The sequence below is a fragment of the Streptomyces sp. NBC_01410 genome (assembly GCF_045040195.1).
GTDB lineage: Bacteria > Actinomycetota > Actinomycetes > Streptomycetales > Streptomycetaceae > Streptomyces.
Window position 1 is genome coordinate 3,096,634 of sequence record NZ_CP109530.1, and the last position, 25,399, is coordinate 3,122,032.

20 protein-coding genes and 2 tRNA genes are annotated in these 25,399 nt (G+C 68.1%); 3 read left to right on the forward strand and 19 right to left on the reverse strand.

Going from position 1 to position 25,399, the window contains the following annotated elements; all coding sequences use genetic code 11:
* Positions 1–62: 62 nt before the first annotated feature.
* From OG741_RS14205 to OG741_RS14265, 13 genes are all read right to left on the reverse strand, one after another.
* The gene (locus OG741_RS14205) at positions 63–884 is read right to left on the reverse strand and encodes a TIGR03936 family radical SAM-associated protein (RefSeq protein ID WP_405597658.1); all 822 of its coding nucleotides are present in this window, start codon (positions 882–884) and stop codon (positions 63–65) included.
* Between the two features lie 125 nt (positions 885–1,009).
* A complete protein-coding gene (locus OG741_RS14210; protein WP_405597660.1) occupies positions 1,010–2,194 on the reverse strand; it encodes a hypothetical protein in 1,185 nt (394 codons plus the stop codon).
* Between the two features lie 141 nt (positions 2,195–2,335).
* Positions 2,336–4,261: a TIGR03960 family B12-binding radical SAM protein gene (locus OG741_RS14215; protein ID WP_405605558.1), complete on the reverse strand. Its 1,926-nt coding sequence runs from the start codon at positions 4,259–4,261 to the stop codon at positions 2,336–2,338.
* A gap of 54 nt (positions 4,262–4,315) precedes the next feature.
* Complete coding sequence (locus OG741_RS14220) at positions 4,316–5,851, reverse strand: CHAD domain-containing protein (protein WP_405597662.1); 1,536 nt, start codon at positions 5,849–5,851, stop codon at positions 4,316–4,318.
* Positions 5,852–5,901: 50 nt separating this feature from the next.
* A complete protein-coding gene (gene rodA, locus OG741_RS14225) occupies positions 5,902–7,104 on the reverse strand; it encodes a rod shape-determining protein RodA (RefSeq protein WP_266476396.1) in 1,203 nt (400 codons plus the stop codon).
* Between the two features lie 3 nt (positions 7,105–7,107).
* Positions 7,108–9,273: a penicillin-binding protein 2 gene (gene mrdA, locus OG741_RS14230; protein ID WP_405597665.1), complete on the reverse strand. Its 2,166-nt coding sequence runs from the start codon at positions 9,271–9,273 to the stop codon at positions 7,108–7,110.
* A gap of 16 nt (positions 9,274–9,289) precedes the next feature.
* Entirely contained in the window at positions 9,290–9,961 is a 672-nt protein-coding gene (mreD, locus tag OG741_RS14235; protein WP_405597667.1) for a rod shape-determining protein MreD, read from the reverse strand.
* A 13-nt stretch (positions 9,962–9,974) separates the two neighbouring features.
* Entirely contained in the window at positions 9,975–10,928 is a 954-nt protein-coding gene (gene mreC / locus OG741_RS14240; RefSeq protein ID WP_405597668.1) for a rod shape-determining protein MreC, read from the reverse strand.
* 135 nt (positions 10,929–11,063) lie between these two features.
* Positions 11,064–12,083 (reverse strand): rod shape-determining protein, encoded by a 1,020-nt coding sequence (locus OG741_RS14245; RefSeq protein WP_142218247.1) that lies wholly within the window; start codon positions 12,081–12,083, stop codon positions 11,064–11,066.
* 255 nt (positions 12,084–12,338) lie between these two features.
* On the reverse strand, positions 12,339–12,752 hold the full coding sequence (ndk, locus tag OG741_RS14250; protein WP_405597671.1) for a nucleoside-diphosphate kinase: 414 nt from the start codon (positions 12,750–12,752) through the stop codon (positions 12,339–12,341).
* A gap of 64 nt (positions 12,753–12,816) precedes the next feature.
* Entirely contained in the window at positions 12,817–13,170 is a 354-nt protein-coding gene (locus OG741_RS14255) for a DUF4233 domain-containing protein (RefSeq protein ID WP_405597673.1), read from the reverse strand.
* Positions 13,171–13,176: 6 nt separating this feature from the next.
* Complete coding sequence (locus OG741_RS14260) at positions 13,177–14,667, reverse strand: bifunctional folylpolyglutamate synthase/dihydrofolate synthase (protein WP_405597675.1); 1,491 nt, start codon at positions 14,665–14,667, stop codon at positions 13,177–13,179.
* Between the two features lie 147 nt (positions 14,668–14,814).
* Positions 14,815–17,436 (reverse strand): valine--tRNA ligase, encoded by a 2,622-nt coding sequence (locus OG741_RS14265; RefSeq protein WP_405597677.1) that lies wholly within the window; start codon positions 17,434–17,436, stop codon positions 14,815–14,817.
* A 136-nt stretch (positions 17,437–17,572) separates the two neighbouring features.
* Between OG741_RS14265 and OG741_RS14270 the strand changes: the two genes are divergently transcribed.
* Positions 17,573–18,520, forward strand: coding sequence for a hypothetical protein (locus OG741_RS14270; protein ID WP_405597680.1), 948 nt, complete (start codon positions 17,573–17,575; stop codon positions 18,518–18,520).
* Between the two features lie 66 nt (positions 18,521–18,586).
* Here OG741_RS14270 and clpX read toward each other — a convergent pair whose 3' ends face one another.
* The 5 genes from clpX to OG741_RS14295 all read right to left on the reverse strand — a co-directional run bounded on the left by clpX (position 18,587) and on the right by OG741_RS14295 (position 23,262).
* Positions 18,587–19,879, reverse strand: coding sequence for an ATP-dependent Clp protease ATP-binding subunit ClpX (gene clpX, locus OG741_RS14275; protein ID WP_328677831.1), 1,293 nt, complete (start codon positions 19,877–19,879; stop codon positions 18,587–18,589).
* A gap of 145 nt (positions 19,880–20,024) precedes the next feature.
* Positions 20,025–20,699, reverse strand: coding sequence for an ATP-dependent Clp protease proteolytic subunit (locus OG741_RS14280; protein WP_323136031.1), 675 nt, complete (start codon positions 20,697–20,699; stop codon positions 20,025–20,027).
* Positions 20,700–20,740: 41 nt separating this feature from the next.
* Positions 20,741–21,358, reverse strand: a complete 618-nt coding sequence (locus OG741_RS14285; protein WP_266476368.1) for an ATP-dependent Clp protease proteolytic subunit — start codon at positions 21,356–21,358, stop codon at positions 20,741–20,743.
* A gap of 230 nt (positions 21,359–21,588) precedes the next feature.
* A complete protein-coding gene (gene tig / locus OG741_RS14290) occupies positions 21,589–22,986 on the reverse strand; it encodes a trigger factor (protein WP_405597683.1) in 1,398 nt (465 codons plus the stop codon).
* Between the two features lie 199 nt (positions 22,987–23,185).
* Positions 23,186–23,262 (reverse strand) — tRNA-Pro (locus tag OG741_RS14295).
* Positions 23,263–23,415: 153 nt separating this feature from the next.
* On the opposite strand from OG741_RS14295, the gene OG741_RS14300 reads away from it, so the two are divergent.
* Positions 23,416–23,486 (forward strand) — tRNA-Gly (locus tag OG741_RS14300).
* Between the two features lie 119 nt (positions 23,487–23,605).
* Here the strand turns inward: OG741_RS14300 and OG741_RS14305 are convergent.
* Positions 23,606–23,800 (reverse strand): hypothetical protein, encoded by a 195-nt coding sequence (locus tag OG741_RS14305; RefSeq protein ID WP_266476365.1) that lies wholly within the window; start codon positions 23,798–23,800, stop codon positions 23,606–23,608.
* Between the two features lie 421 nt (positions 23,801–24,221).
* Between OG741_RS14305 and OG741_RS14310 the strand changes: the two genes are divergently transcribed.
* Entirely contained in the window at positions 24,222–25,376 is a 1,155-nt protein-coding gene (locus OG741_RS14310) for an acyltransferase family protein (RefSeq protein ID WP_405597685.1), read from the forward strand.
* Positions 25,377–25,399 lie beyond the last annotated feature (23 nt).

Below are 25,399 nucleotides of genomic sequence, written 5' to 3' on the forward strand. Positions count from 1 at the left end.
GTCAGTGCGCTGCCCGACCCAGGTGGCTCCCGAGTACCAGGGCTGCGCTACAACGACTGCCCTTACGCGGCGGGACCCGGCGCCGTCGCGGCGGCGATTCCGGCGGCCGTGGGTGTAGCGGCCGGAACTGCCTCGCGGTCGGGCGCGAGCGGGTCGGTCACCGTGCCGGACTCCTCGTCGAAGAGCCCCTGCGCCAGCCTGGTCACCGCTGCGGGGACCGGCGGCGCCAGGTCGGCCACAGCTCGGAGACCGGACAGGACGTCGTCGGGTCGCACGGCAGGTGTTACGTGCCGAACAACCAGCCGCAGTATCGCACAGGGCCCGTCCCCCGGCCTATTGATGAGCGCGGCGGCAGCCGCTCCAGTGGAGCCGACGCTTGCGTCGGACGGTGAATGGAGCGCCTGCAGCTCTGCCACGGCGCCTCGTGCGTCGAAGGTCCGCAGGCCGTTCTTCGTCTTGCGCTCGACCTCTACGGTCTCGGCGCCGAGGAAGGCGGACACGGCCTGTGAAGCATCGTCGACTCCCACCCCGTCGAGCCGCAGCTCCCACACGGAGGCGGTGAGCCGGTCGGCGAGCCCTGACGTACGGGCCTCGACGGCGTCGGTGATGTCCAGCCCGGCGGGCAGCGACTCGTCGAGCAGCTCACGCAGCTTGTCGGGGTCGCGGTGCTCGGTGAGGGCGATCTCCAGATACTCGGCCTCACTGCCCGTGCCGGTGGGTGCGGCATTGGCGTAGGAGACCTTGGGGTGCGGTGTGAAGCCCGCCGAGTACGCCATGGGCACCTCGGCACGGCGCAGCGCCCGCTCGAAGGCACGCTGGAAGTCTCGGTGGCTGGTGAACCGGAGGCGGCCGCGCTTGGTGTAGCGCAGTCGGATGCGCTGCACCGCCGGTGCGGGCGGCGGGCCTTCGGGCTGTCGCTTGCCCAGTGGTTCTTCTCCTCGGTGCGGGGCTGGCGCGGGGGGCGCGCCGCCCTCGGACGTGCTGGGTGTTCCCTGGGGGCCTGACCGGCTCACCCCCGCTTGTGCAGGGAGATCTCGGGTTCGGCCGGCGCGCCGGGAACAGTCTGTGTTTGTTGCGCATCACCCAGCCTACGCGTCTGCCGCACTACCGGTTCGCCGAGCGTGCGCGCCGGAGGCCCGCCGACCAGTGCCCGCCAGGCGTCGCGCCTGGCCTGGCGTACCGTCTCGCGGGCCGATCGCAGCGCGGCCGAGGCGGCCCGGCCCGCCTCGACGGCGGCCTTCTTCGCCGGACGCCAGATCCCGTCGCGCAGGGCATGCCCGACGGGGGTGCAGACGACCTGGTAGAACCAGCGCACGGGGCGTCCCACCAGATTCCAGGCAAGCCACTTGAGCGCTCTGCCGACGGCGTGCGAGATGTATCCGGCGATACGCCAGGCGAAAGCGAACGCGTCGGCGATCTCGCGTCCGACGGGGGCGAGAATGCGCCGGTAGACCCAGGCGCCGGGCGTGACGAGCAGCGTCACGACCAGCCAGACGACTGCTGCCCACACCCCGCGGCCGACGGCGGCGATGCCGCGCCCCGTCACGGTGAGCAGCCAGGCGATGCCGTGGCCGAGCGGCGTCAGCAGCTGCCGGTAGATCCACACCACCGGCACCACCAGCCCGTACGTCACCACCGGCACCACGACATACCGCCACAGCGCCACCCACGGCCAGACGAACAGCGCCATGCCCAGCAAGCGGAGCACCGCGGCGATGCCGTGCCCGACCGGGGTGAGCAGCCGGCGGTAGATCCAGCGCGCGGGTGCGAACAGCAGGTTCTCGACGAGCCAGGCGATGCCGTGGCCAAGTGGCGTCAACAGCTGCCGGTAGATCCACACCACCGGCACCACCAGCCCGTACGTCACCACCGGCACCACGACATACCGCCACATCGCCAAACACGGCCAGACGAACAGAGCCTTGCCGACGAAGAGCGCGACGGGGGCCAGCACGCTCTCGTACAGCCGGACCAGCCCGCGGCCGACCGGCCTCAGCAGGACGCGGTCGAGAGCGACCCCGCAGACGACGAGCAGGTCCCAGACCATCCGTACGGGAACGACCACGAGCAGCACCACGATCCGCACCGGGACCCGGACCACCGTGGTGAGACAGCCCTCGCCGGGCTGGTAGTGCGCGGGGGCCTGATGACTCCCGTATGCCTGGGGGGACTTCTCGAACTCCATGTCAGCCATGACGCGCCACAGCCCTGTCCGGATCCACTACCGGGACGCGGGTTGTGATGTGGGAAGGCGCAGCACACGATCAAGGCCCGGCCACGGGGTTTCCCCCGCGGCCGGGCCTTAGGGCCTGTCGTTCGGATCTTGCCCCGAGCTCTACTTGACGACCGTCAGCGGCAGCAACTTCTTGCCGGTCGGGCCGATTTGGATATGCGTGTCCAGCTGCGGGCAGACGCCACAGTCGAAGCAAGGCGTCCAGCGGCAGTCCTCGACCTCGGTCTCGTCGAGCGCGTCCTGCCAGTCCTCCCAGAGCCAGTCCTTGTCGAGACCGGAGTCCAGGTGGTCCCAGGGCAGGACCTCTTCGTAGGTGCGCTCTCGGGTGGTGTACCAGTCGACGTCCACACCGAACTCGGGCAGCGCCTTGGCGGCACACGCCATCCAGCGGTCGTACGAGAAGTGCTCACGCCAGCCGTCGAAGCGGCCGCCGTCCTCGTAGACGGCACGGATGACCGCACCCACCCGGCGGTCGCCGCGCGAGAGCAGCCCCTCGACGATGCCGGGCTTGCCGTCGTGGTAGCGGAAGCCGATGGAGCGGCCGTACTTCTTGTCGCCGCGGATCTTGTCGCGCAGCTTCTCCAGACGGGCGTCCGTCTCCTCGGCGCTCAGCTGCGGGGCCCACTGAAAGGGGGTGTGCGGTTTGGGCACGAAGCCGCCGATGGAGACCGTGCAGCGGATGTCGTTCTGGCCGGAGACCTTCCGCCCCTCGGCGATGACCTTGACCGCCATGTCGCCGATCTGGAGGACGTCCTCGTCGGTCTCGGTGGGCAGGCCGCACATGAAGTACAGCTTCACCTGGCGCCAGCCGTTGCCGTACGCCGTCGAGACGGTACGGATCAGGTCCTCTTCGGAGACCATCTTGTTGATGACCTTGCGCAGGCGCTCGGAGCCGCCCTCGGGGGCGAAGGTCAGACCCGAGCGACGGCCGTTGCGCGTCAGCTCGTTGGCCAGGTCGACGTTGAAGGCGTCGACCCGGGTGGACGGCAGCGAGAGGCCGATCTTGTCTTCCTCGTACCGGTCGGCAAGACCCTTGGCGATGTCGCCGATCTCGCTGTGGTCCGCGGAGGACAGCGACAGCAGTCCGACCTCCTCGAAGCCGGTCGCCTTGAGGCCCTTCTCGACCATGTCGCCGATGCCGGTGATGCTTCGCTCCCGCACGGGGCGCGTGATCATGCCGGCCTGGCAGAAGCGGCAGCCGCGGGTGCAGCCGCGGAAGATCTCCACCGACATCCGCTCGTGGACCGTCTCGGCGAGCGGCACGAGGGGCTGCTTGGGGTAGGGCCACTCGTCGAGGTCCATGACGGTGTGCTTGGACACCCGCCACGGCACGCCCGACCTGTTGGGGACGACGCGGCCGATACGGCCGTCGGGCAGGTACTCGACGTCGTAGAAGCCCGGAACGTAGACGTTGCCCGTCCTGGCGAGGCGGAAGAGGACCTCCTCGCGCCCGCCCGGGCGGCCCTCGGCCTTCCAGGCACGGATGATCCCGGTCATGTCGAGGACGGCCTGCTCGCCGTCGCCGATGACCGCGCAGTCGATGAACTCCGCGATCGGCTCGGGGTTGAAGGCCGCGTGGCCGCCCGCGAGCACGATCGGGTCGTCGATCGTCCGGTCCTTGGCCGCGAGCGGGATGCCCGCGAGGTCGAGGGCGGTGAGCATGTTGGTGTACCCGAGCTCGGTGGAGAAGCTCAGCCCGAAGACGTCGAAGGCCTTCACGGGACGGTGGGAGTCCACGGTGAACTGCGGGACCTTGTGCTCCCGCATCAGCTCTTCGAGGTCCGGCCAGACGCTGTACGTACGCTCGGCCAGCACGCCCTCGCGTTCGTTCAGTACCTCGTAGAGGATCATGACGCCCTGGTTGGGCAGTCCGACCTCGTACGCGTCGGGGTACATGAGCGCCCAGCGGACATCGCAGGCGTCCCAGTCCTTGACGGTGGAGTTGAGCTCACCGCCGACGTACTGAATGGGTTTCTGCACGTGCGGCAGGAGGGCTTCCAGGCGGGGGAAGACCGACTCGACAGGCATCGTGGTGTCTCTCATAGAGGCGGGCTGGGGTGACCATCAAGCGTACCTTGGCGCTCAGCCGGTCAGATCCGCCCGAAGTTTGGGGGCCGAAGCCTCCTCCCACACCCCCGGCAGCTCCGCCTCGCGCTGTGCCGCGGCAGCCTCTTCCTGGCCGTAGAGCAGTCCCCAGGCGAAGGCGGACTCCCCCGCCGCATGTGCCTGGATCGCGAGATTACGCAGGGCTTCGCGGGCGACGACGCTGTCCTGGTGATCGCCGAGGACGGTCTGCACGGCCTTCATCCGCTTGGCGAACTTCTTGGCCGCCTTGCCGAGCGTGGGCCTGGCCGCCTCGCCCGCGTACCTGGCGCGCTTGGCGGCCTTGCGGGCGTCGTGCATGGCCAGATCCCTGGCCTCGCCGGCCGGGAGTTCCAGGGCGTGGTCGATCCGGCCCGCCAGCCGGTCGTAGTCCTTGAGCACGGCCGCGGGGATCACCCTGGCGGCCGCGCCGCGCGCCGCCTTCAGCAGCGGCGGGTCGGCGAGCAGGGTGTCCAGGGAATCCAGCAGTGCGAGGTAGCGCTTGTTGTCGAGGACGGCGACAGCCTTGCGCCGGGCGCCCGAGCCGTGGGCGACGCTCCACAGCCGCAGCCGCCCGCGCACGGGGCCGAGCAGCAGGGTCCTGGGCATGGCGTCGATCCTCGACTTCAGCCGTTCGGTGAGCACTTCCTGGTCGCGGGCGACACCGAGCTCGGCCGCGAGCCACTTGAGCTCCTCGCCGATCGGGTCGGTGACGGACCGGTCGATGACCTTCCGGAATGTCTTGAACGCGCTGCGCATCCGCCGGGTGGCGACTCGCATCTGGTGGACGGAGTCGGGCAGATCGCGGCGTACGGCAGGGTCGTAGGCGAGCAGCGCGTCGGCCTGTTCCCCCAGGTAGGCGAGGACCTGGCCGCCGGCGGTCCCCGGGTCGAGCTCGGCGCGCGGGGCCGGCTGCTTCGGGGCGTGCTCGCCCTGGGGGGCGGTGTCCACCAGCGCCCTCGCCAGCTTCGACGGCGAGGCGGCGGGCTTCAGCCCTGCCTTGCGGAGCTTTTTGTCGGCCGCGTCCAGGAAGGACGGGTCACTGCCGTCACCGAGCTCGACCTCGATCTCGTCCCAGGCAGCCGTTCTGCCGCCCTCGGTGAGGCGTTCCGCACGGACGGTGTCCCGGCTCAGCTCGGCGAGCAGCGTGCCGTCGCCGTCCAGAAGGTGGCGGATGTCCCGGGAGGACCGCAGCCGTACGACCGGCACGAGCTCGGCGTCCCGGGTGCGGGCCCGGGCCAGGCTCGCCAGGTTGCGCGGGACCGTGTCGGACAGGGGCGCGGTGATCTCGTCCCGTACCCCTGGTGCGACGGGAAGTTTTAGGTGCCAGCCCGCGTCGCTGCCGCCCGTTCTGCGCCGCAGGGTGATCGAGGCGGCGGCGAGCCGCAGGTCCGCGGTGTCGTAGTAGACGGCGTCCAGCTCGACGACGCCCTTGTCGACGACCGCCGAAACCCCGGGCACCCGCCCGGGATCCGGCAGCCGGGTCTCGGGAGTGGCTTCGTACTTCCGCTCAATCTCGCGCTTCGTGTCCGCCATGAATTGAATCTAGTTGCCCAGAGGACTTCATGGCAGCCCCAAATGTTCACCTAAGCCGTTATCGGCCTCTGAACACGGATCGACTGCAGCAGTCCGATCGCGATCCAGACCGCGAACATCGACGTGCCTCCGTACGACACGAACGGCAGCGGCAGACCCGCCACCGGCATGATGCCGAGCGTCATACCGACGTTCTCGAACGACTGGAACGCGAACCAGGCGATGATCCCGGCGGCGACGATCGTGCCGTACAGCTCGGTGGTCTCGCGTGCGATCCGGCAGGCGCGCCACAGCACGATGCCGAGCAGCAGAAGGATCAGACCGGCCCCCAGGAAGCCGAGCTCTTCGCCCGCGACGGTGAAGACGAAGTCCGTCTGCTGTTCGGGCACGAACTGGCCGGTGGTCTGCGAGCCCTTGAACAGGCCCGTGCCGGTCAGCCCGCCCGATCCGATCGCGATCCTGGCCTGGTTGGTGTTGTAGCCGACACCGGCCGGGTCCAGCTCCGGGTTGGCGAACGCGGCGAAGCGGTTGATCTGGTACTCGTCGAGCAGTCCGAGGGCCGTGACCAGCACCCCGCCGATGACTCCGGCGCCGATCAGCCCGAGGATCCAGCGGTTGGAAGCTCCCGAGGCGAGCAGCACTCCGAGCACGATCACCGCCATCACCATGACCGAGCCGAGGTCCGGCATCAGCATGACGATCGCTATCGGAAGGACCGCGAGGCCCAGCGACTTGGCGACCGTCCGGTGGTCCGGATGCACCTGGTCGCCCGCGTCCACGCGCGCGGCCAGCATCATCGCCATCCCCAGGATGATCGTGATCTTCACGAACTCCGAGGGCTGGAGGGAGAATCCGCCGCCGATGACGATCCACGCGTGCGCGCCGTTGATGGTGGCGCCGAGCGGTGTGAGGACCAGCAGGACGAGCACCACGGACAGCCCGTACAGCACCGGGACGGCACCGCGCAGGGTGCGGTGCCCGAGCCAGATGGTGCCGATCATCAGCGCGAAGCCGATACCGGTGTTGAGGGCGTGCCGGAACAGGAAGTAGTACGGGTCGCCCTGGTTGAGCTCGGTGCGCCCTCGCGTCGCCGACCACACGAGCAGCGAGCCGACGAAGGAGAGCGCGATCGCCGAGAAGAGCAGCGGCCAGTCGAGCCTGCGCACCATGGAGTCACGGGCGCTCAGCTGGGACCACAGGCCTCTGCGCCGGGGCCCGTATCCGGAGACGGAGAAGCCGTTCGTACCGGCCATGGCTCAGTCCCTCCGCGCGGGCGGGCCCGCGAGCTGCTCGGTCTGGTCCGGTTCCTCTTCGTTCGGCACGTACGGCTTGATCTCCGGAGCGTCGATGGAGCCGTCGGGCTGGATCTTGGGGAGCGCCTTCTGCGGCGCGGGCAGCAGGGCCCTCTTCAGGTCCTGGCCGCCCTTCGCGTCGAGTCCGTACATCGCCTCGTAGATCTTGCGCACGGCAGGACCCGAGGCGCCGGAGCCCGTACCACCCTGGGCGATCGTCATGATGATCGTGTAGTCCGGGGTGTACGAGACGAACCAGGAGGTCGTCTGCTTGCCGTAGACCTCCGCCGTACCCGTCTTGGCGTGCATCGGGATCTTGTCCTGCGGCCAGCCGCCGAATCGCCAGGCGGCCGATCCGCGGGTCGTGACTCCCGCCAGGGCTTGGTCTATCTGTTCGCGGGTGTCGGCGTCCATCGGCAGCTTGCCGTGGGACTTCGGCTTGATCTCCTTGACGGACTTGCCGTCCGGGCTGATGACGGCCTTGCCGATGGTGGGGTTGAAGAGGGTGCCGCCGTTGGCGATGGCGGCGTAGATCGTGGCCATCTGGATCGGGGTGACCAGGGTGTCGCCCTGTCCGATGGAGTAGTTGACGGAGTCACCCGCCCGCATCCGGTTGCCTTCGAGGCAGTTCTCGAAGGCGATCTTCTCGACGTAGGAGCCGTTCTTCTTGCCCTGCTTGCACCAGCCGTCCTTGTTGGCCTCCCAGAAGCGCTGCTTCCACTGGCGGTCGGGGACACGGCCGCTGACCTCGTTGGGGAGGTCGATGCCGGTCTCCTTGCCGAGGCCGAACTGGTGGGCGGTCTTGTAGAACCAGTCGTTGGTCTGCTTCTTGGGCTTGGTGCCGCCGTCCTTCTGCCACTCGCGGTGGGCGAGGCCGTAGAAGACGGTGTCGCAGGAGACCTCCAGCGCCCTGCCGAGGTCGATGCTGCCGTAGCCCTTGGACTCGAAGTTCTTGAAGACCTGGCCGCCGACGGAGTACGAGGAGGGACAGGGGTAGTCGCCGTCGAAGGGGTAGCCGGCGTTGACCGCGGCGGTCGAGGAGATCACCTTGAAGATCGAGCCGGGGGCGGCCTGCCCCTGGATCGCGCGGTTCAGCAGCGGGTAGTTGGAGTTCTTGCCGGTGAGCTTGGCGTAGTCCTTGGCTGAGATGCCGCCGACCCAGGAGTTGGGGTCGTAGGTGGGCTGGGAGGCCATCGAGACGATCCGGCCGGTTTTGTTCTCCATCACCACGACGGCACCGGCGTCGGCCTTGTAGTTCTCGTCGGTGTTCTTGTCGAACTCCCCACGGGCGGTCTTCATCGCCTTGTTGAGCTCGAACTCCGCGACGGCCTGGACACGCGCGTCGATCGAGGTGACGAGGTTGGCGCCGGGCTGGGCCTCGTCCTTGGCGGCCTGGCCGATGACGCGGCCGAGGTTGTCGACCTCGTAGCGGGTGACTCCGGCCTTGCCGCGCAGCTCCTTGTCGTAGGTGCGCTCGATGCCCGAGCGGCCGACCTGGTCGGAGCGCAGGAACGGCGAGTCGGTGTCCTTGGCCTTGGTGATCTCCTCGTCGGTGACCGGCGAGAGATAGCCGAGCACCTGCGCGGTGTTGGTCTTGCCGGGCGCGGTGTAGCGGCGTACGGCGGTGGGCTCGGCGGTGATGCCGGGGAAGTCCTCGGCGCGCTCACGGATCTGCAGGGCCTGCTGGGTGGTGGCCTCGTCGGTGACCGGGATCGGCTGGTAGGGGGAGCCGTTCCAGCAGGGCTGGGGGGTCTTGGAGTCGCAGAGCCTGACCTTGTCCATGACGTCCTTCGGCTTCATGCCGAGGACGGCCGCGAGACGGGTGAGGACGCCCTTGCCGTCGTCCTTTATCTTCATCAGCTCGGTGCGGGAGGCGGAGACCACGAGGCGGGTCTCGTTGTCGGCGAGCGGGATGCCGCGGGCGTCGAGGATCGCGCCGCGGACGGCGGGCTGGACGACCTGCTGGACGTGGTTGTTCTTCGCCTCGTCGGTGTACTCCTCGCCGTTGCGGATCTGGAGGTACCAGAGGCGTCCGCCGAGGGTCAGGAGGAGGGAGAAGACAAGGACCTGGATGATCACGAGCCGGATCTGGACTCGGGGGGTCCGCCCGGTCTCCGGAATATTGCTCACGCTGCTGCCCCCTCGTTCACAGTCGCTTGACTCCCTTGATGCGGCCGGCTCGCGCCGCCCGCGTCCTGGCCGCCTTCACCCGCAGTCCGCCGCGGCGCTGGGTGCCGATGCGCAGACCGGTGCCGGAGGAGAGCCAGCGGGAGGCGACGTCGCTGCCGCCGCTGCTCTGGCTCTCGGAAAGCGGATCGTTATCGGCGCGTCTGGCGAGAGCCATGATCAGCGGCACGGTGAAGGGCGCGAGCAGCAGGTCGTAGACGGCGGCCGTGAACAGCAGGCTGCCCAGGCCCACATGGCGGGCCGCGGTGTCGCCGACGAGGGCGCCGACCCCCGCGTACAGCAGCGTCGAGCCGATGGCGGCCGCGACGACCACGACCATCGGGCCGGTGGCCGACTTGATCTGGCCGTTGTCGGGGCGCACCAGGCCCGCGAGGTAGCCGATGACACAGAGCACGAGTGCGTAGCGTCCCGCGGCGTGGTCGGCGGGCGGGGCGAGGTCGGCGAGCAGCCCCGCGCCGAAGCCGATGAAGGCGCCGGCCATGTGCCCGTAGACGAAGGCGAGTCCGAGTACGACGAGCAGCAGCAGGTCGGGGACGGCGCCGGGGAGCTGGAGGCGGGCAAGGACGGAGACCTGGATGACGAGGGCGACCACGACGAGTGTCGTGGAGAGCAGCATCCGGTTGAAACGCATGACGGATCAGCTCCTACTGCTCGTCGTTCTGGCCGGTCGCGTTCACATCGCCGCCGGGTGACGGAGTGACCGTCACCGTGACCGTCGGTGTGGGCTTCGGGGCCGCCGGCTTGGGCGGCAGGACCGCGTCGCGCGGATCGGACCGGGGTGCCTGGACGACGACGCCGACGATGTCGAGCTTGGTGAAGCCGACGAACGGCCGGACGTAGACGGTGCGGGTGAGGTCGCCGCCGGAGGGGTCGACACGGACGACCTCCCCGACCGGGACACCCGGCACGAACGGCTTGTCGGCCTGCGAGCCGAAGGTGACCAGGCGGTCGCCCTTCTTGACCTTGGCCTTGCCGTTGAGCAGCTGTACGGAGAGCGGACGGTCGCCCTGCCCGGTGGCGAAGCCGAGTTCGTCGGTCTTCTCCATGCGCGTGCCGACAGTGAAGTCCGGGTCGTTGGCGAGCAGTACGGTCGCGGTGTTCGGGCCGACCGTGGTGACGCGTCCGACGAGTCCGTCGCCGTTGAGCACGGTCATGTCCCGCTGGATGCCGTCGCTGGAGCCGACGTCGATGGTCACCGTCCAGGAGAAGCCCTGGGCCGCCCCAATGGCGATGACTTCGGCGCCCTTGATGCCGTACTGTCCCGCGCCGGCCTTCTTGAGCATCTTGTCGAGCTCGCGCACCCGGCTGCGGTTGCGGTCGTCGCTGCCGAGTCTCTGCTTCAGCGCGGCGTTCTCGTGCTCCAGTTGGGTGATGCGGTCGTGGCGCTGACCGGAGTCCCGCACCGCTCCGATCGCGTTGCCGATCGGGTCGACCGCTGCCGCGACGCCGTTCTCGACCGGTCCGAAGACCGTGGCGGCGGCCTGCCGGGCGCCGTCGACCGGTGACTCCTCGCCCCCGCGGATATCCACCGTGATCAAAGCGAACGCGATGGCGATCAGCAGCACCAGGAGCAGCCGGCTCTCTCGTGTGTCCCTCACAGTGCGGCGGCCGTGCCTTCCTCGTAGGAATGGTGATGTCTGTATGTCAACGACCCGCCGCACGGGTTGGCAGCGCACCCGTATGGGGGTCCCCCCACGCCGGCCAGGGCGTAGGGGGAGGATCCGTCGATGCCGCTAGCGGCGGGGCTGGGCGTCCAGCACCTGCTGGAGTGCCTCGAACTCCTCGACGCACTTACCGGATCCGAGAGCAACGGAGTCCAGCGGATCCTCGGCGATATGGATGGGCATTCCGGTCTCGCGGCGCAGCCGCTCGTCCAGGCCGCGCAGCAGGGCGCCACCGCCGGTGAGGACGATGCCGCGGTCCATGACATCGCCGGAGAGCTCCGGCGGGCATTTGTCGAGGGTGGTCTTGACGGCGTCGACGATCGCGTTGACGGGTTCCTCGATCGCCTTGCGGACTTCGGCGGCCGAGATGACGACGGTCTTCGGCAGACCGGAGACGAGGTCACGGCCGCGGATCTCGGTGTGCTCGTCCTTGTCCATGTCGTAGGCGGAACCGATGGTGATCTTGATGTTCTCGGCGGTCCGTTCGCCGAGGAGGAGCGAGTACTCCTTCTTGATGTGCTGGATGATCGCGTTGTCCAGCTCGTCGCCGGCGACGCGGATGGACTGTGCCGTGACGATTCCGCCGAGTGAGATGACGGCGACTTCGGTGGTCCCGCCACCGATGTCGACGACCATGTTGCCGGTGGCTTCATGAACCGGGAGTCCGGAGCCGATGGCCGCGGCCATGGGCTCCTCGATGATGTGCACCTGACGGGCGCCCGCCTGCGTCGACGCCTCGATGACCGCGCGGCGCTCGACGCCGGTGATGCCGGAGGGCACACAGACGACGACGCGCGGCCGGGCGAGGTACCGGCGCTTGTGGATCTTCAGGATGAAGTAGCGGAGCATCCGTTCGGTGATCTCGAAGTCGGCGATGACGCCGTCCTTCAGCGGCCGGACGGCAACGATGTTGCCCGGTGTCCGGCCGATCATCTTCTTCGCCTCGGCGCCGACCGCGAGAATGCCGCCCGTGTTGGTGTTGATGGCGACGACGGACGGCTCGTTGAGGACGATCCCCCGGCCCCTGACGTACACCAGCGTGTTGGCGGTCCCGAGGTCGACAGCCATGTCACGGCCGATGAACGACATGTTGTTCCCCATGAGGATGCGTCTGGCCTTCCCAAATCGAGCGTTGATGGCTTTTTAGGATGGCGAGGTGGGTGCTGTGGCGTGGAGGTTTCATCGTAGTGCCGCCTGCACGGACACCGCGCGGTGAGTCCACCTCTCAATGTGGTGACGAGGTGTCGGAGCGATGCGTTCCCGCAAAGCACCTATGTACACCGAAGGGCGACCGAAATTCCTTCGGTCGCCCCAGGTGAAGAGCTCTGTATGGCTGACGGCCAATCAGGAAAGCCCGGGGAAGAAAATCTTGAGTTCTCGAATGGCGGACTCCTCGGAGTCCGAGGCGTGGATGAGGTTCTCCCGCACGATAGTGCCGAAGTCCCCACGGATGGAGCCGGGCGCGGCGGCGATCGGGTCGGTCGGCCCCGCGAGCGCGCGCAGGCCCTCGATCACGCGCTCGCCCTCGACGACGACCACGACGACCGGACCGGACTGCATGAACTCGACGAGCGGCTCGTAGAACGGCCGGCCGACGTGCTCGGCGTAGTGCACCTCCAGGATCTCCCGGTCCAGGGTGCGCAGCTCCAGCGCGCTGATGGTCCAGCCGTCCTTGGCCTCAATACGGCCGATGATCTCGCCGATCAGGCCGCGGCGTACGGCGTCGGGCTTGAGCAGGACGAGCGTGCGCTGGCTCACGGTGCGGGCTCCTTCATGTGCTGATTCGGGAGTTCAGAGGCTACAGGGCCGGACAGTACGCCGATTACGCAGCGTCAGGCTCTGAGGGGGCCTGCGCGGCCCATCTCGCCTTCGCCTCGTCGATCTTGCGGCCGTAGTGGACCGAGGCCCACCACAGACCCGCGAAGATCGCGCCGAGGAAGAACATCGTCGGCACCACGAAGCCGCTGGCGATCAGCGCGATCTGCAGTGCCCAGCCGAGCTGCACTCCGCCGGGGCGGCCGATCATCCCGCAGAGCAGGACCGAGAGCAGCATCCCGATGCCGCACACGGTCCATACGGTGGTCATGGAAAGTTCGTCGGACTTCATGGCGACGAGACCGGCGAAGCCGATCACGAAGAACTCACCGATCAGGGTGGAAGCACAGAGCGTACGCATCGGAGGTCAGCCCTTCCCCAGCAGCAGCCGGGCCTCGCCGACCGTGATCACGGAACCGGTCACCAGGACGCCTGCGCCCGCGAACTCGGACTCCTCCTCGGCGAGCGTGATCGCCGCCTCCAGCGCGTCGTCGAGACGCGGTTCGACGACCACCCGCTCGTCGCCGAAGACCTCGACGGCGACCGCCGCCAGTTCGTCGGCGTCCATCGACCGATGACTCGAGTTCTGGGTGATCACCACCTCGGCGAAGATCGGCTCGAAGGCTTCCAGGAAGCCCCGGACGTCCTTGTCGCCGCTCGCGCCCACCACGCCGATGAGCCGGGAGAAGCCGAACGACTCGGTGATCCCGTCGGCGGCCGCGCGGGCGCCCGCCGGATTGTGCGCGGCATCCAGGACGACCGTCGGGCTGCGGCGCACGACCTCCAGACGGCCCGGAGAGGCCACCGAGGCGAACGCCTTGCGGATGGTGTCCATGTCGAGCGTGCGGGCCTGCTCGGAGCCGATGCCGAAGAAGGCCTCGACCGCGGCGAGCGCCACCGCCGCGTTGTGCGCCTGATGAGCCCCGTACAGCGGGAGGAAGATCTCGTCGTACTCGCCGCCGAGTCCGCGCAGCGTCACCAGCTGGCCGCCGACCGCGACTTCGCGGGCGACGACGCCGAACTCCATGCCCTCGCGCGCGACCGTGGCGTCGACCTCGACGGCCTTCTTCAGCATCACCTGCGCGGCGTCCACCGGCTGCTGCGCCAGGATGACCGTCGCGCCCTGCTTGATGACACCGGCCTTCTCGACGGCGATCTCGGCGGGCGTCTCGCCGAGGCGGTCGGTGTGGTCCAGATCGATGGGGGTAATGACGGCGACGGATCCGTCGATGACGTTCGTCGCGTCCCAGCTGCCGCCCATGCCGACCTCGACGACGGCCACATCCACGGGCGCGTCGGCGAAGGCCGCGTACGCCATGCCGGTCAGCACCTCGAAGAAGGACAGCCGGAACTCCTGCTGGGAGTCCACCATCTCGATGTACGGCTTGATGTCGTTGTACGTCTCGATGAAGCGCTCGGCGTCGATCGCGGCGCCGTCCAGGCTGATCCGCTCGGTGACCGACTGGACGTGCGGCGAGGTGTACCGGCCGGTGCGCAGATCGAAGGCACCGAGCAGCGACTCGATCATGCGAGCCGTGGACGTCTTGCCGTTCGTCCCGGTGATGTGGATCGAGGGGTACGCGCGCTGGGGCTCGCCCAGCACGTCCATCAGGGCAGAGATACGGGCGACCGACGGCTCCAGCTTCGTCTCGCCCCAGCGCGTCGCCAGGTCCGCCTCGACCGCGCGCAGCGCCTTGTCCACCTCCGGGTCTGCGGGCCGGGCGGGCACGGGGTCACCCTGGAGCGATCCGGCCTGCGCGCGCAGGGTACGGCTGCCGGCCTCGATCACCGCCAGGTCGGGGTCACGGTCGGTCTCGGCGTCGACGATCTCGTCGAAGGGGTCGGGCTGGTTACTCACGGGGCCAGTCTACGGAGGAGCAGTGACAGGACGTTCGCCCCGCCCCTTTCGGGTGGTCTGCGTACCCCGCGAGAGGTAGCGGGGCAGCAGGGCTTGAACGCGCGAGAGGCCCCGGGGTGCTCCCCCGGGGCCTCTCGTACGTCGTGACTACGCCTGCGGCAGCCGGTCCAGCTGGGCGGTGATCCGCGCGATGTCCTCCTCTGCCTTGGCGAGGCGTGTACGGATCTTGTCGACCACGTTGTCCGGGGCCTTGGCGAGGAACGCCTCGTTGCCGAGTTTGCCCAGCGCCTGGGCCTTCTCCTTCTCGGCGGCGGCCAGGTCCTTCGCGAGCCGCTTGCGCTCGGCGCCGACGTCGATCGTGCCGGACAGGTCGAGCGCGACCGTGGCCCCCGCAACCGGGAGGGTCGCCGTGGCGCTGAAGGCCTCACCCTCCGGCTGCAACCGCAGCAGCTGCCGGATGGCGGCCTCGTGCGGCGCCAGCGCGGTGCCGTCGAGGCTGAGCCGGGCCGGAACCTTCTGCCCGGGCTGGAGCCCCTGGTCGGACCGGAACCGGCGGACCTCGGTGACGACGCGCTGGACCAGTTCGATCTCCCGCTCGGCGGCCTTGTCGCGGAAGCCGCTGTCACTCGGCCAGTCGGCGATGACGAGCGACTCCTTGCCGGTGAGCGTGGTCCACAGCGTCTCGGTGACGAACGGGACGATGGGGTGCAGGAGTCGCAGCGTGACGTCGAGGACCTCGCCCAGGACGCGGCCGGAGACACGCGCCTGCTCGCCGCCCGCGAAGTACGTCGTCTTCGACAGCTCGACGTACCAGTCGAAGACCTCGTCCCACGCGAAGTGGTAGAGGGCGTCGGCGAGCTTCGCGAACTGGTAGTCGTCGTAGTACGCGTCGACCTCGGCGACCACCGCGTTGAGCCGGGAGAGGATCCACCGGTCGGCCGCCGACTGCTGCTCGGCGGGCGGCAGTTCGCCCTCCACCGTCGCGCCGTTCATGAGCGCGAAGCGGGTGGCGTTCCAGATCTTGTTGGCGAAGTTGCGCGACGCCTTGACCCAGTCCTCGCCGATCGGGACGTCCACACCCGGGTTGGCACCGTTGGCCAGCGTGAAGCGGACCGCGTCGGAGCCGTAAGTGTCCATCCAGTCCAGCGGGTTGACCGCGTTGCCGAAGGACTTCGACATCTTCTTGCCGAACTGGTCGCGGACCATGCCGTGCAGGGCGATGGTGTGGAACGGCGGGGTGCCGTCCATCGCGTACAGGCCGAACATCATCATCCGGGCGACCCAGAAGAAGAGGATGTCGTACCCGGTGACCAGGACGGAGTTCGGATAGAACTTCTCCAGGCTCTCGGTCTGTTCGGGCCAGCCGAGGGTGGAGAAGGGCCACAGGCCGGAGGAGAACCAGGTGTCCAGGACATCGGTGTCCTGGGTCCAGCCCTCGCCCGCCGGCGGCTGCTCGTCCGGTCCGACGCAGACGATCTCACCGTTCGGCCCGTACCAGACCGGGATGCGGTGACCCCACCACAGCTGGCGCGAGATGCACCAGTCGTGGAGGTTGTCGACCCAGTCGAAGTACCGCTTCTCCATCTCCTGCGGGTGGATCTTGACCTTGCCGTCGCGGACGGCGTCACCGGCGGCCTTGGCGAGCGGGCCGACCTTGACCCACCACTGCAGGGACAGCCGCGGCTCGATCGTCGTCTTGCAGCGCGAGCAGTGGCCGACGGAGTGGGTGTACGGACGCTTCTCGGCGACGATCCGGCCCTCGGCGCGCAGCGCGCCGACGATCGCGGAACGGGCCTCCAGACGGTCAAGACCCTGGAACGGGCCATGCACGGTGATGACCGCGTGCTCGTCCATGATCGCGAGATTCGGCAGGCCGTGGCGCTGTCCGATCTCGAAGTCGTTCGGGTCGTGGGCCGGGGTGACCTTGACGGCGCCCGTGCCGAACTCGGGGTCGACGTGCTCGTCGGCGACGACCGGGATCCGGCGGCCGGTGAGCGGCAGTTCGATCTCCGTGCCGACGAGGTGGGCGTAGCGCTCGTCGTCGGGGTGAACGGCGACAGCGGTGTCACCGAGCATCGTCTCGGCCCGAGTCGTCGCGACGACGATCGACGCGTCGCCTTCGCCGTAACGGATCGAGACGAGCTCACCCTCGTCGTCCTGGTACTCCACCTCGATGTCGGAGATGGCGGTCAGACAGCGCGGGCACCAGTTGATGATGCGCTCGGCACGGTAGATCAGCTCGTCGTCGTAGAGCCTCTTGAAGATCGTCTGGACGGCCTGGGAGAGACCCTCGTCCATGGTGAAGCGCTCACGGCTCCAGTCGACACCGTCGCCGAGGCGGCGCATCTGGCCGGAGATCTGCCCGCCGGACTCCGACTTCCACTGCCAGACCCGCTCGACGAAAGCCTCACGGCCGAGGTCGTGGCGGGACTTGCCCTCCTTGGCCAGCTCGCGCTCGACGACGTTCTGGGTGGCGATACCTGCGTGGTCCATGCCGGGCTGCCACAGCGTCTCGTATCCCTGCATCCGCTTGCGGCGGGTGAGGGCGTCGATCAGCGTGTGCTCGAAGGCGTGGCCCAGGTGCAGGGAGCCAGTGACGTTGGGCGGCGGGATAACGATGGTGTACGCGGGCTTCTCGCTCTTCGCGTCCGCCTCGAAGTAACCGCGCTCTACCCAGCGCTCGTACAGCTTCCCCTCTACTTCGGCCGGCGCGTACTGGGTCGGCAGTTCGGGGTTGCTGGCTGGCTGCTGCTGAGTGTTCTCGGTCACGGGCTCAGTTTACGGGTGTCACAGGGCCGTACTGAAACGGGATTCTTCGGTAACGGTGTGACCCCTGCCGCCCCAAGGCGTTGGCGCTTGGGCCAGGATGTTCGAACCACATAAGTTTCTGGAGGGGAACCCAGTAATGAGCTACAACCAGCCGGGCCCGTACGGCGGACAGCCTCAGCAGCCCGGACCGTACGGTCAGCCGGGTCCCTACGGCCAGCAGCCGCAGGCCCCGCAGCCCGGCTACGGCTACCCCCAGCAGGCACCTCCCGGCGTCCCGCCGCAGCAGCCTCAGCAGCCGGGCCAGTGGGGCCAGCCCCAGCAGCCGGGCCCGTACGGCCAACAGCCCCAGTACGGCCAGCCCTACGGCGGCGGCCAGGTCCCGCCCCCGCCGGCTGCCCCGAAGAAGAAGACGGGTCTGATCGTGGCGGCCTCGGTCGTAGCGCTCGCGGTGATCGGCGGCGGGGCGTACTTCCTGCTGGGCGGGAGCAGCGGGAACGGGGACGTCTCGGCGGACACGAAGGGCTACAAGATCGTTCCCCCGGCGACGGTCAGCGACTTCAAGAAGGGCCAGAGGGGCGACCAGACGAAGCCCATGACCGCCGAGGAGAAGAAGAAGGCCGAGGCCCTCAGCGTCAAGAACCCGCAGCGGGTGATGACGCAGTACCAGGCGGGCGTTGACAAGACCAATCCGCTTTCGGGCAAGTCGCTGAGCTTCCAGGGTGTGTGGGGCGAGATCGCCGACCCCGCGAAGGTGCTCGACGCTTCGTTCAAGGACGCGACGAAGAACGCCGACGAGAGCGACGACGCCAAGATCGAACTCGTCGGCAGCCCGAAGGAGTTCAAGCCCGCCGGCTTCGAAGGCGCCCTGATGAAGTGCCAGAACGTGAAGCTCTCGAGCACGAGCAAGGACACCTCCCTGCCCGGGCTGCCCAAGGAAATCGTGATTCCGACCTGCATCTGGGCCGACTACAGCACCTACGGCGTCGTGAACGTCGTGGACCTGTCCAAGCCGGCGGGGACGTCGCAGGACGAGGTCGCAAAACTCGCCGCCGAGATGTACAAGACGAGCCGCCAGAAGGTCTGATCCAACACGAAGGGGCGCCCGGCCAGTTGACTGGCCGGGCGCCCCTTTACCCGTACGTGCAAAAAACTACGCGGACTTCTCGTGCCGCCCGTCGTTCTTCACGATCCGCGGCTCCCTCGGCACCAGCGTCGGGTTCACGTTGTTGTGCACCACGTCCGCCGTGATGACTACCCGTGCGACGTCCTTGCGGGAGGGGACCTCGTACATCACCGACATCAGGACCTCTTCCATGATGGCCCGCAGGCCACGCGCGCCCGTGCCGCGCAGGATCGCCTGGTCGGCGATCGCCTCCAGGGCCGGGAGGTCGAAGTCCAGCTCCACGCCGTCCAGTTCGAACAGGCGCTGGTACTGCTTCACCAGTGCGTTGCGCGGCTCGACCAGGATCTTGAGCAGGGCCTCGCGGTCCAGGTTGTGGACCGAGGTGATGACCGGGAGGCGGCCGATGAACTCCGGGATCATCCCGAACTTCACCAGGTCCTCCGGCATGACCTCCTGGAACTGGTCGCTCGCCTCGATCTCGCGCTTCGAGCGGATCGTCGCGCCGAAGCCGATGCCCTTCGCGCCCGCCCGCGACTCGATGATCTTCTCCAGGCCCGCGAAGGCACCGCCCACGATGAACAGCACGTTCGTCGTGTCGATCTGGATGAACTCCTGGTGCGGGTGCTTCCGTCCGCCCTGGGGCGGGACCGAGGCCGTCGTGCCTTCGAGGATCTTCAGCAGGGCCTGCTGGACGCCTTCGCCCGACACGTCACGGGTGATCGACGGGTTTTCACTCTTACGAGCGACCTTGTCGATCTCGTCGATGTAGATGATCCCGGTCTCGGCCTTCTTGACGTCGTAGTCGGCCGCCTGGATCAGCTTCAGCAGGATGTTCTCGACGTCCTCGCCGACATACCCGGCCTCCGTCAGCGCCGTCGCGTCGGCGATGGCGAACGGGACGTTGAGCATCCGGGCCAGGGTCTGGGCGAGAAGAGTCTTGCCGGACCCGGTGGGGCCCAGCAGCAGGATGTTCGACTTGGCCAGTTCGATCGCGTCGTCCCGGCCCGTGCCCCCGCCGTTCTCGCCGGCCTGGACGCGCTTGTAGTGGTTGTAGACCGCTACCGAGAGGGCCTTCTTCGCGGGCTCCTGCCCGACGACGTACCCCTCGAGGAACTCGTAGATCTCGCGCGGCTTGGGCAGTTCCTCCCACCGCACCTCGGAGGTCTCGGCGAGTTCCTCCTCGATGATCTCGTTGCAGAGGTCGATGCACTCGTCGCAGATGTACACACCCGGGCCTGCGATGAGCTTCTTCACCTGCTTCTGGCTCTTTCCGCAGAACGAGCACTTGAGCAGGTCGCCGCCATCACCGATGCGTGCCACGAGGTGCTTCCCCTTCGCCTGGGAGCAGCTTGGTTCAGCCGACTCCTGGTGCCTCATATCCGACGGTACCTTGCCGGGCCCCCCGTTCGGGCCCCCCTTGGCGCGGTTCACATGCTTGTGCTCCGCGCCAAGGGGACCGGACCGGTCAGGCGGCCGCTGCGGCCGTGGTCTTACGGGTCGAGACGATCTGGTCGACAAGGCCGTACGCAAGCGCGTCCTCGGCGGTCAGGATCTTGTCGCGCTCGATGTCGTCACGGATCTTCTCGATCGGCGTGGTGGAGTGCTTGGCCAGCATCTCTTCCAGCTGCGTACGCATCCGCAGGATTTCGTTGGCCGCGATCTCCAGGTCGGAGAGCTGCTCACGGCCGGTCTGCGAGGACGGCTGGTGGATCAGGATGCGGGCGTTCGGCAGGGCCATCCGCTTGCCGGGCGTACCGGCGGCGAGCAGCACGGCCGCGGCGGAGGCCGCCTGGCCCATGCAGACCGTCTGGATGTCCGGCTTCACGAACTGCATCGTGTCGTAGATGGCCGTGAGGGCCGTGAACGAGCCGCCGGGGCTGTTGATGTAGATGGAGATGTCGCGGTCCGGGTCCATCGACTCCAGGCACAGCAGCTGCGCCATCACGTCGTTGGCGGAGGCGTCGTCGATCTGCACGCCGAGGAAGATGACTCGCTCCTCGAAGAGCTTCGCGTACGGGTCGTACTCGCGCACACCCTGGGAGGTGCGCTCGACGAAGCGCGGGACGACGTAGCGGTTGTCCACCTGCGGGCCGGTGTAGAGGCCGCTCGCGGGGAAGTTACTCATGTGGGTGTTCACCATCCTGGTGGCGTTCTGTGGGCGGGGGCTGGGGGCAGTACGGCTCAGGCGCCGGTGCCGCCGCCGCCCGGAACGCCCGATGCGGCGGAGATGATCTCGTCGATGAGGCCGTAGGCCTTGGCCTCTTCCGCGGTGTACCAGCGGTCGCGGTCACCGTCGCGGATGATCGTCTCGACGGTCTGGCCGGAGTGGAGGGCGGTGATCTCCGCCATGCGCTTCTTCGTGCGAAGCAGATACTCGGCCTGGATCTTGATGTCCGAGGCGGTGCCGCCGATGCCGGCCGATCCCTGGTGCATCAGAATGTCGGTGTTCGGGAGCGCGAAGCGCTTGCCCGCGCTGCCGCCGGTGAGCAGGAACTGGCCCATCGAGGCCGCCATACCCATACCGATCGTGACCACGTCGTTCGGGATGTACTGCATGGTGTCGTAGATCGCCATGCCGGCCGTCACCGAGCCACCGGGGCTGTTGATGTAGAGGTAGATGTCCTTGTCCGGCTCGGCGGCCAGGAGCAGCATCTGCGCCGTGATCTTGTTGGCGATCTCGTCGTCGACCTGCTGGCCGAGGAAGATGATGCGCTCGCCGAGCAGCCGGTTGTAGACATGGTCGCCGAGGCCGCCACCGATGGACGGCTCACCCGCGGCGTAAGGCTTCAGATTCGTCACGTATCCACCTGCTCGTCTCTGACGGCCCTGGCCGTCTCAGCATCTTTCGTACTGGGGGCGGGGACTCCCCTGCCCTCGTATTCAAGGACCCTAACGCGCTGGTCGGCGGGCGCCATCCCGGTTCCCCAACTGTTCGCTCGGAGCGCAAGGTGGACGGGGGTGCGCGGCAGTACGAGTCGGGCCCCGGCGCGGTTGCGTCCGGGGCCCGAATCAGTGGTTCAGAGCGAGGCTCAGGCCTCGGTCTTCTCCGTGGTCTCCTCGGCCTCGTCACCGTCGACGACAGCCTCGACCGTCTCCGCGGCGACCTCGGTCTCGTCCTCGTCCTCGAGGTCGACGACCTCACCGTTGGTGTCGATGACCTTGACGGCCTCGACGACCACGGCGAGCGCCTTGCCGCGGGCGACCTCGCCCACGAGCATCGGCACCTGGCCGCCCTCGACGACCGCCTGGGCGAACTGGTCGGGGCTCATGCCGGAGGAGGCCGCACGCCGCATGAGGTGCTCGGTGAGCTCCTCCTGGTTGACGTTCAGCTTCTCCTTGTTGACCAGCTCGTCGAGGATGAACTGGGTCTTGATGCCCTTGATCGCCTGCTCGGACGTCTCGGCGTCGAACTCTTCCTCGGTCTTGCCCTGGATCTCCAGGTACTTGGCGAGGTCGATGCCCATCTGGCCGAGCTGGTGGTGCTCCAGGTTGTGCTTGCGGGTCTTGACCTCGTCCTCGAGAAGCTTCTCGGGGATCGGCACCTCGGCCAGCTTCAGCAGCTCGTCGAGGACGCGCTCCTGGGCCTGGGTGGCCTGGTCGTACTGCTTCATGTTCTCCAGGCGCTTGCGGCTGTCCGCCTGCAGCTCCTCGAGGGTGTCGAACTCGCTCGCCATCTGCGCGAAGTCGTCGTCGAGCTCGGGGAGCTCGCGGGCGGCGACGGCGGTGACCTTGACGGTGACCTCCGCGTCCTTGCCCTCCGCGGAGCCGCCCTTCAGCTGCGAGGTGAAGGTGGCCTCGCCGCCGGCCTCCAGGCCGGTGACGGCCTCGTCGATGCCGTCGAGGAGCTCGCCGGAGCCGATGGTGTACTGCACGCCGGCCGCGACGCCGTCCTCCAGGACCTCGCCGTCGACCTTGGCCTCGAGGTCGATCGTCACGACGTCGCCCTCGGCGGCGGCGCGCTCGACCGGGTTGGTGGAGGCGAAGCGCTCGCGCAGCTGCTCCACGGACTTCTCGACGTCCTCGTCGCTGACCTCGACGGCGTCGACGGTGACCTCGATGCCGGAGTAGTCCGGGATCTCGATGGCCGGGCGGATGTCGACCTCGGCGGTGAAGGCCAGCAGCTCGCCGTCCTTCAGCTCGGTGATGTCGACCTCGGGCTGGCCGAGCGGGTTGACCGAGGCCTCGTTGACGGCCTCGGTGTAGAACTTCGGGAGGGCGTCGTTGACGGCCTCCTCCAGCACCGCACCACGGCCGAACCGCTGGTCGATCACTCGGGCCGGGATCTTGCCCTTCCGGAAGCCCTTGACCGTGACCTGCTGGTTGATCTTCTTGTACGCCGCGTCGAGGCTGTCCTTGAGCTCCTCGAAGGGCACCTCGACAGTGAGCCGAACCCGAGTCGGGTTCAGGGTCTCCACGGCGCTCTTCACGGTTCGGTCTCCTTGGTGGCTGATTCTGGGGTTCTGCTGCGTCCGCCGCACTGGAGGCGGCTCAGCGGATTCGGCCCGGTCTCTCCGCCAGACTCGCCGGCGTTTCGCCGGACTCGTCGGACACACGGGCACGCAGCTTGCATAGTAGCCGCAAGCAGGATGAGCCCCACAATGTGATCTTGAAGAGCGATGGTGATGATGGTCGGGGTGGCCGGATTCGAACCGACGACCTTCCGCTCCCAAAGCGGACGCGCTACCAAGCTGCGCCACACCCCGTCGGTGCGACACGTAGGGTACATGCCCGCAGGCCATGCGGCTGCCGCATTCTTCGGGAGGCGGCGCACGATGGAATGGGGTGTGCGGCGGCGGCCGCGGACCCGCTACGATGCTCTTCGTACCGCGGCCCTCGTGACCTGCGGTGCGATGCGTGCGGGCGTAGCTCAATGGTAGAGCACTAGTCTTCCAAACTAGCTACGCGGGTTCGATTCCCGTCGCCCGCTCTTCATGTCTCAGGCCCGGCCCGGTGGTTGACCACCAGGACCGGGCCTGAGTCGTTCTCGGCGCAGGGCAGACGGACCGCCGGGCGGTGCCGGGTCGGACGCTGATTCTGAACGCCGATTCAGAAGCTGATCTGATTGATGGTGTCGGCTATCGAGTCGAGGAATTTGTTGATCGACGGCGCCATGCCCGTCGAGGCGAGGAAGAAGCCGAACAGCACCGCGACGATGGCGGGTCCGGCCTTGATGGAGCCGCCGCGGATCAGCACCACGAGGATGATCGCCAACAGCAGCACCACAGACAGTGAAATGGCCACAACTGATCACACCCTCGGTCGGTCCGCCTTGCCGGCCCGGGAGCGTGCGGCCCAGCACACCCCCGCCATGACCATCGTGCCACCAACAGCCCGATACATGCTCCCTGCTGACGAATCATCGACGACGGGATCACGCCATCCGCGCGCACGCGTGCGCCTGTACGCGGGCGGAGACTGGTCCGGCCGGGTGAAATACCCAAGGAATTCGGCCTGATCGTTTCCATGCCCCCACACGTCGGTCACGCGAAATTCGAAGGCGTTCGGTGAGGAAATTCACGCACTCACAAGAGCGTGCCGCTATGCACCATTTAAGGGGGATTAATTGGGGCATAGCGGGCGGTTGGTGGCCGTTTCAGATTCGAATGGGAGACATGCGCAGACGGTTTTACGAAATCGAATCGGCGGGGCTAGGGTGCCTCAGATGTTCCACGCTCCGAATGGATTCAGCAGGGCCCCGCTCCCCCAGGCCCGGGAGTCGGAGCCCGTCCCTACAACACAGGAGTCGGCCACACCGGCCCTAGCCGCCGGGGCCGAGAAGGCACCTGCGAAGTCCACCAGTCGAGACGCCTACTTCGACAACGCGAAGTATCTGGCCATCGTGCTCGTCGCCATCGCGCACGCATGGGAGCCGGTGATGGACGGAAGCCGTGCCTCCCGGGCGCTCTACCTGCTCGTCTACACCTTCCACATGCCGGCCTTCATCCTCATCTCCGGCTATTTCTCCCGGAGTTACACCGGCAGGCCCGACCAGCTCAGACGGCTGCTGACCGGGATCGCCGTGCCGTACGTCGTCTTCGAGATCGTGTACTCCCTGTTCAGACGGTGGGCGCAGCACGCCCCCGAGCAGCCGATCAGCCTGCTCGACCCCTTCTATCTGACCTGGTTCCTGGCGGCTCTGTTCATCTGGCGGCTGACCGCCCCGCTGTGGCGGCTGATCCGGTGGCCGGTGCCGGTCGCGCTCGCCCTGGCCTCGCTCGCCGCGCTGACGCCGGACATCGGCGCCGATCTCAATCTCCAGCGCGTACTGCAGTTCCTGCCGTTCTTCGTTCTGGGTCTGTCGCTGAAGCCCGAGCACTTCCAGATGGTGCGGCGCCGGGAGGTGCGGCTGCTCGCGCTGCCGCTCTTCGCGGGCGCGGGCGCCTTCGCGTACTGGGCCTCTCCCCGGATGAACTTCAGCTGGCTCTACCGCTCCAGCAGCGCCCAGGAACTGGGCGAGCCGTGGTGGGTGGGTGTCGTGATGACACTGGCGTTCTTCGGTTGTGCGGCGCTGCTCACGGCCGGGTTCCTGGCCTGGGTGCCGGGCCGCAGGACATGGTTCACGGTGCTCGGCGCCGGGACGATCTGCGGTTATCTGGGGCACGGCCTGTTGATCAAGGCCGCGGACTACGGGCATGTCTTCGAGACGTACGCGTGGCTGAGCGACCCGAGCGGCGAGATCGTGCTCACGCTGATCGCGGTGGCGGCGGTGACGCTGCTGTGCACGCCGCCGGTGCGCAGGGCTTTGCGGTTCGTGACCGAGCCGGAGATGACGTGGGCCTTCCGGCGGGACGCGGCGAAACTGAGTCCGCGGCGCTGAGCCGTGCGACGGGGCCGGGCCCC

What these genes read in the sequence shown, in the direction of transcription:
- OG741_RS14210 (WP_405597660.1), bottom strand. Translation starts at nt 2,194, where the DNA reads ATGGCTGACATGGAGTTCGAGAAGTCCCCCCAGGCATACGGGAGTCAT.
- OG741_RS14215 (WP_405605558.1), bottom strand. Translation starts at nt 4,261, where the DNA reads ATGCCTGTCGAGTCGGTCTTCCCCCGCCTGGAAGCCCTCCTGCCGCAC.
- OG741_RS14220 (WP_405597662.1), bottom strand. Translation starts at nt 5,851, where the DNA reads ATGGCGGACACGAAGCGCGAGATTGAGCGGAAGTACGAAGCCACTCCC.
- rodA (WP_266476396.1), bottom strand. Translation starts at nt 7,104, where the DNA reads ATGGCCGGTACGAACGGCTTCTCCGTCTCCGGATACGGGCCCCGGCGC.
- mreD (WP_405597667.1), bottom strand. Translation starts at nt 9,961, where the DNA reads ATGCGTTTCAACCGGATGCTGCTCTCCACGACACTCGTCGTGGTCGCC.
- OG741_RS14245 (WP_142218247.1), bottom strand. Translation starts at nt 12,083, where the DNA reads ATGTCGTTCATCGGCCGTGACATGGCTGTCGACCTCGGGACCGCCAAC.
- OG741_RS14255 (WP_405597673.1), bottom strand. Translation starts at nt 13,170, where the DNA reads ATGCGTACGCTCTGTGCTTCCACCCTGATCGGTGAGTTCTTCGTGATC.
- OG741_RS14270 (WP_405597680.1), top strand. Translation starts at nt 17,573, where the DNA reads ATGAGCTACAACCAGCCGGGCCCGTACGGCGGACAGCCTCAGCAGCCC.
- OG741_RS14280 (WP_323136031.1), bottom strand. Translation starts at nt 20,699, where the DNA reads ATGGTGAACACCCACATGAGTAACTTCCCCGCGAGCGGCCTCTACACC.
- OG741_RS14310 (WP_405597685.1), top strand. Translation starts at nt 24,222, where the DNA reads ATGTTCCACGCTCCGAATGGATTCAGCAGGGCCCCGCTCCCCCAGGCC.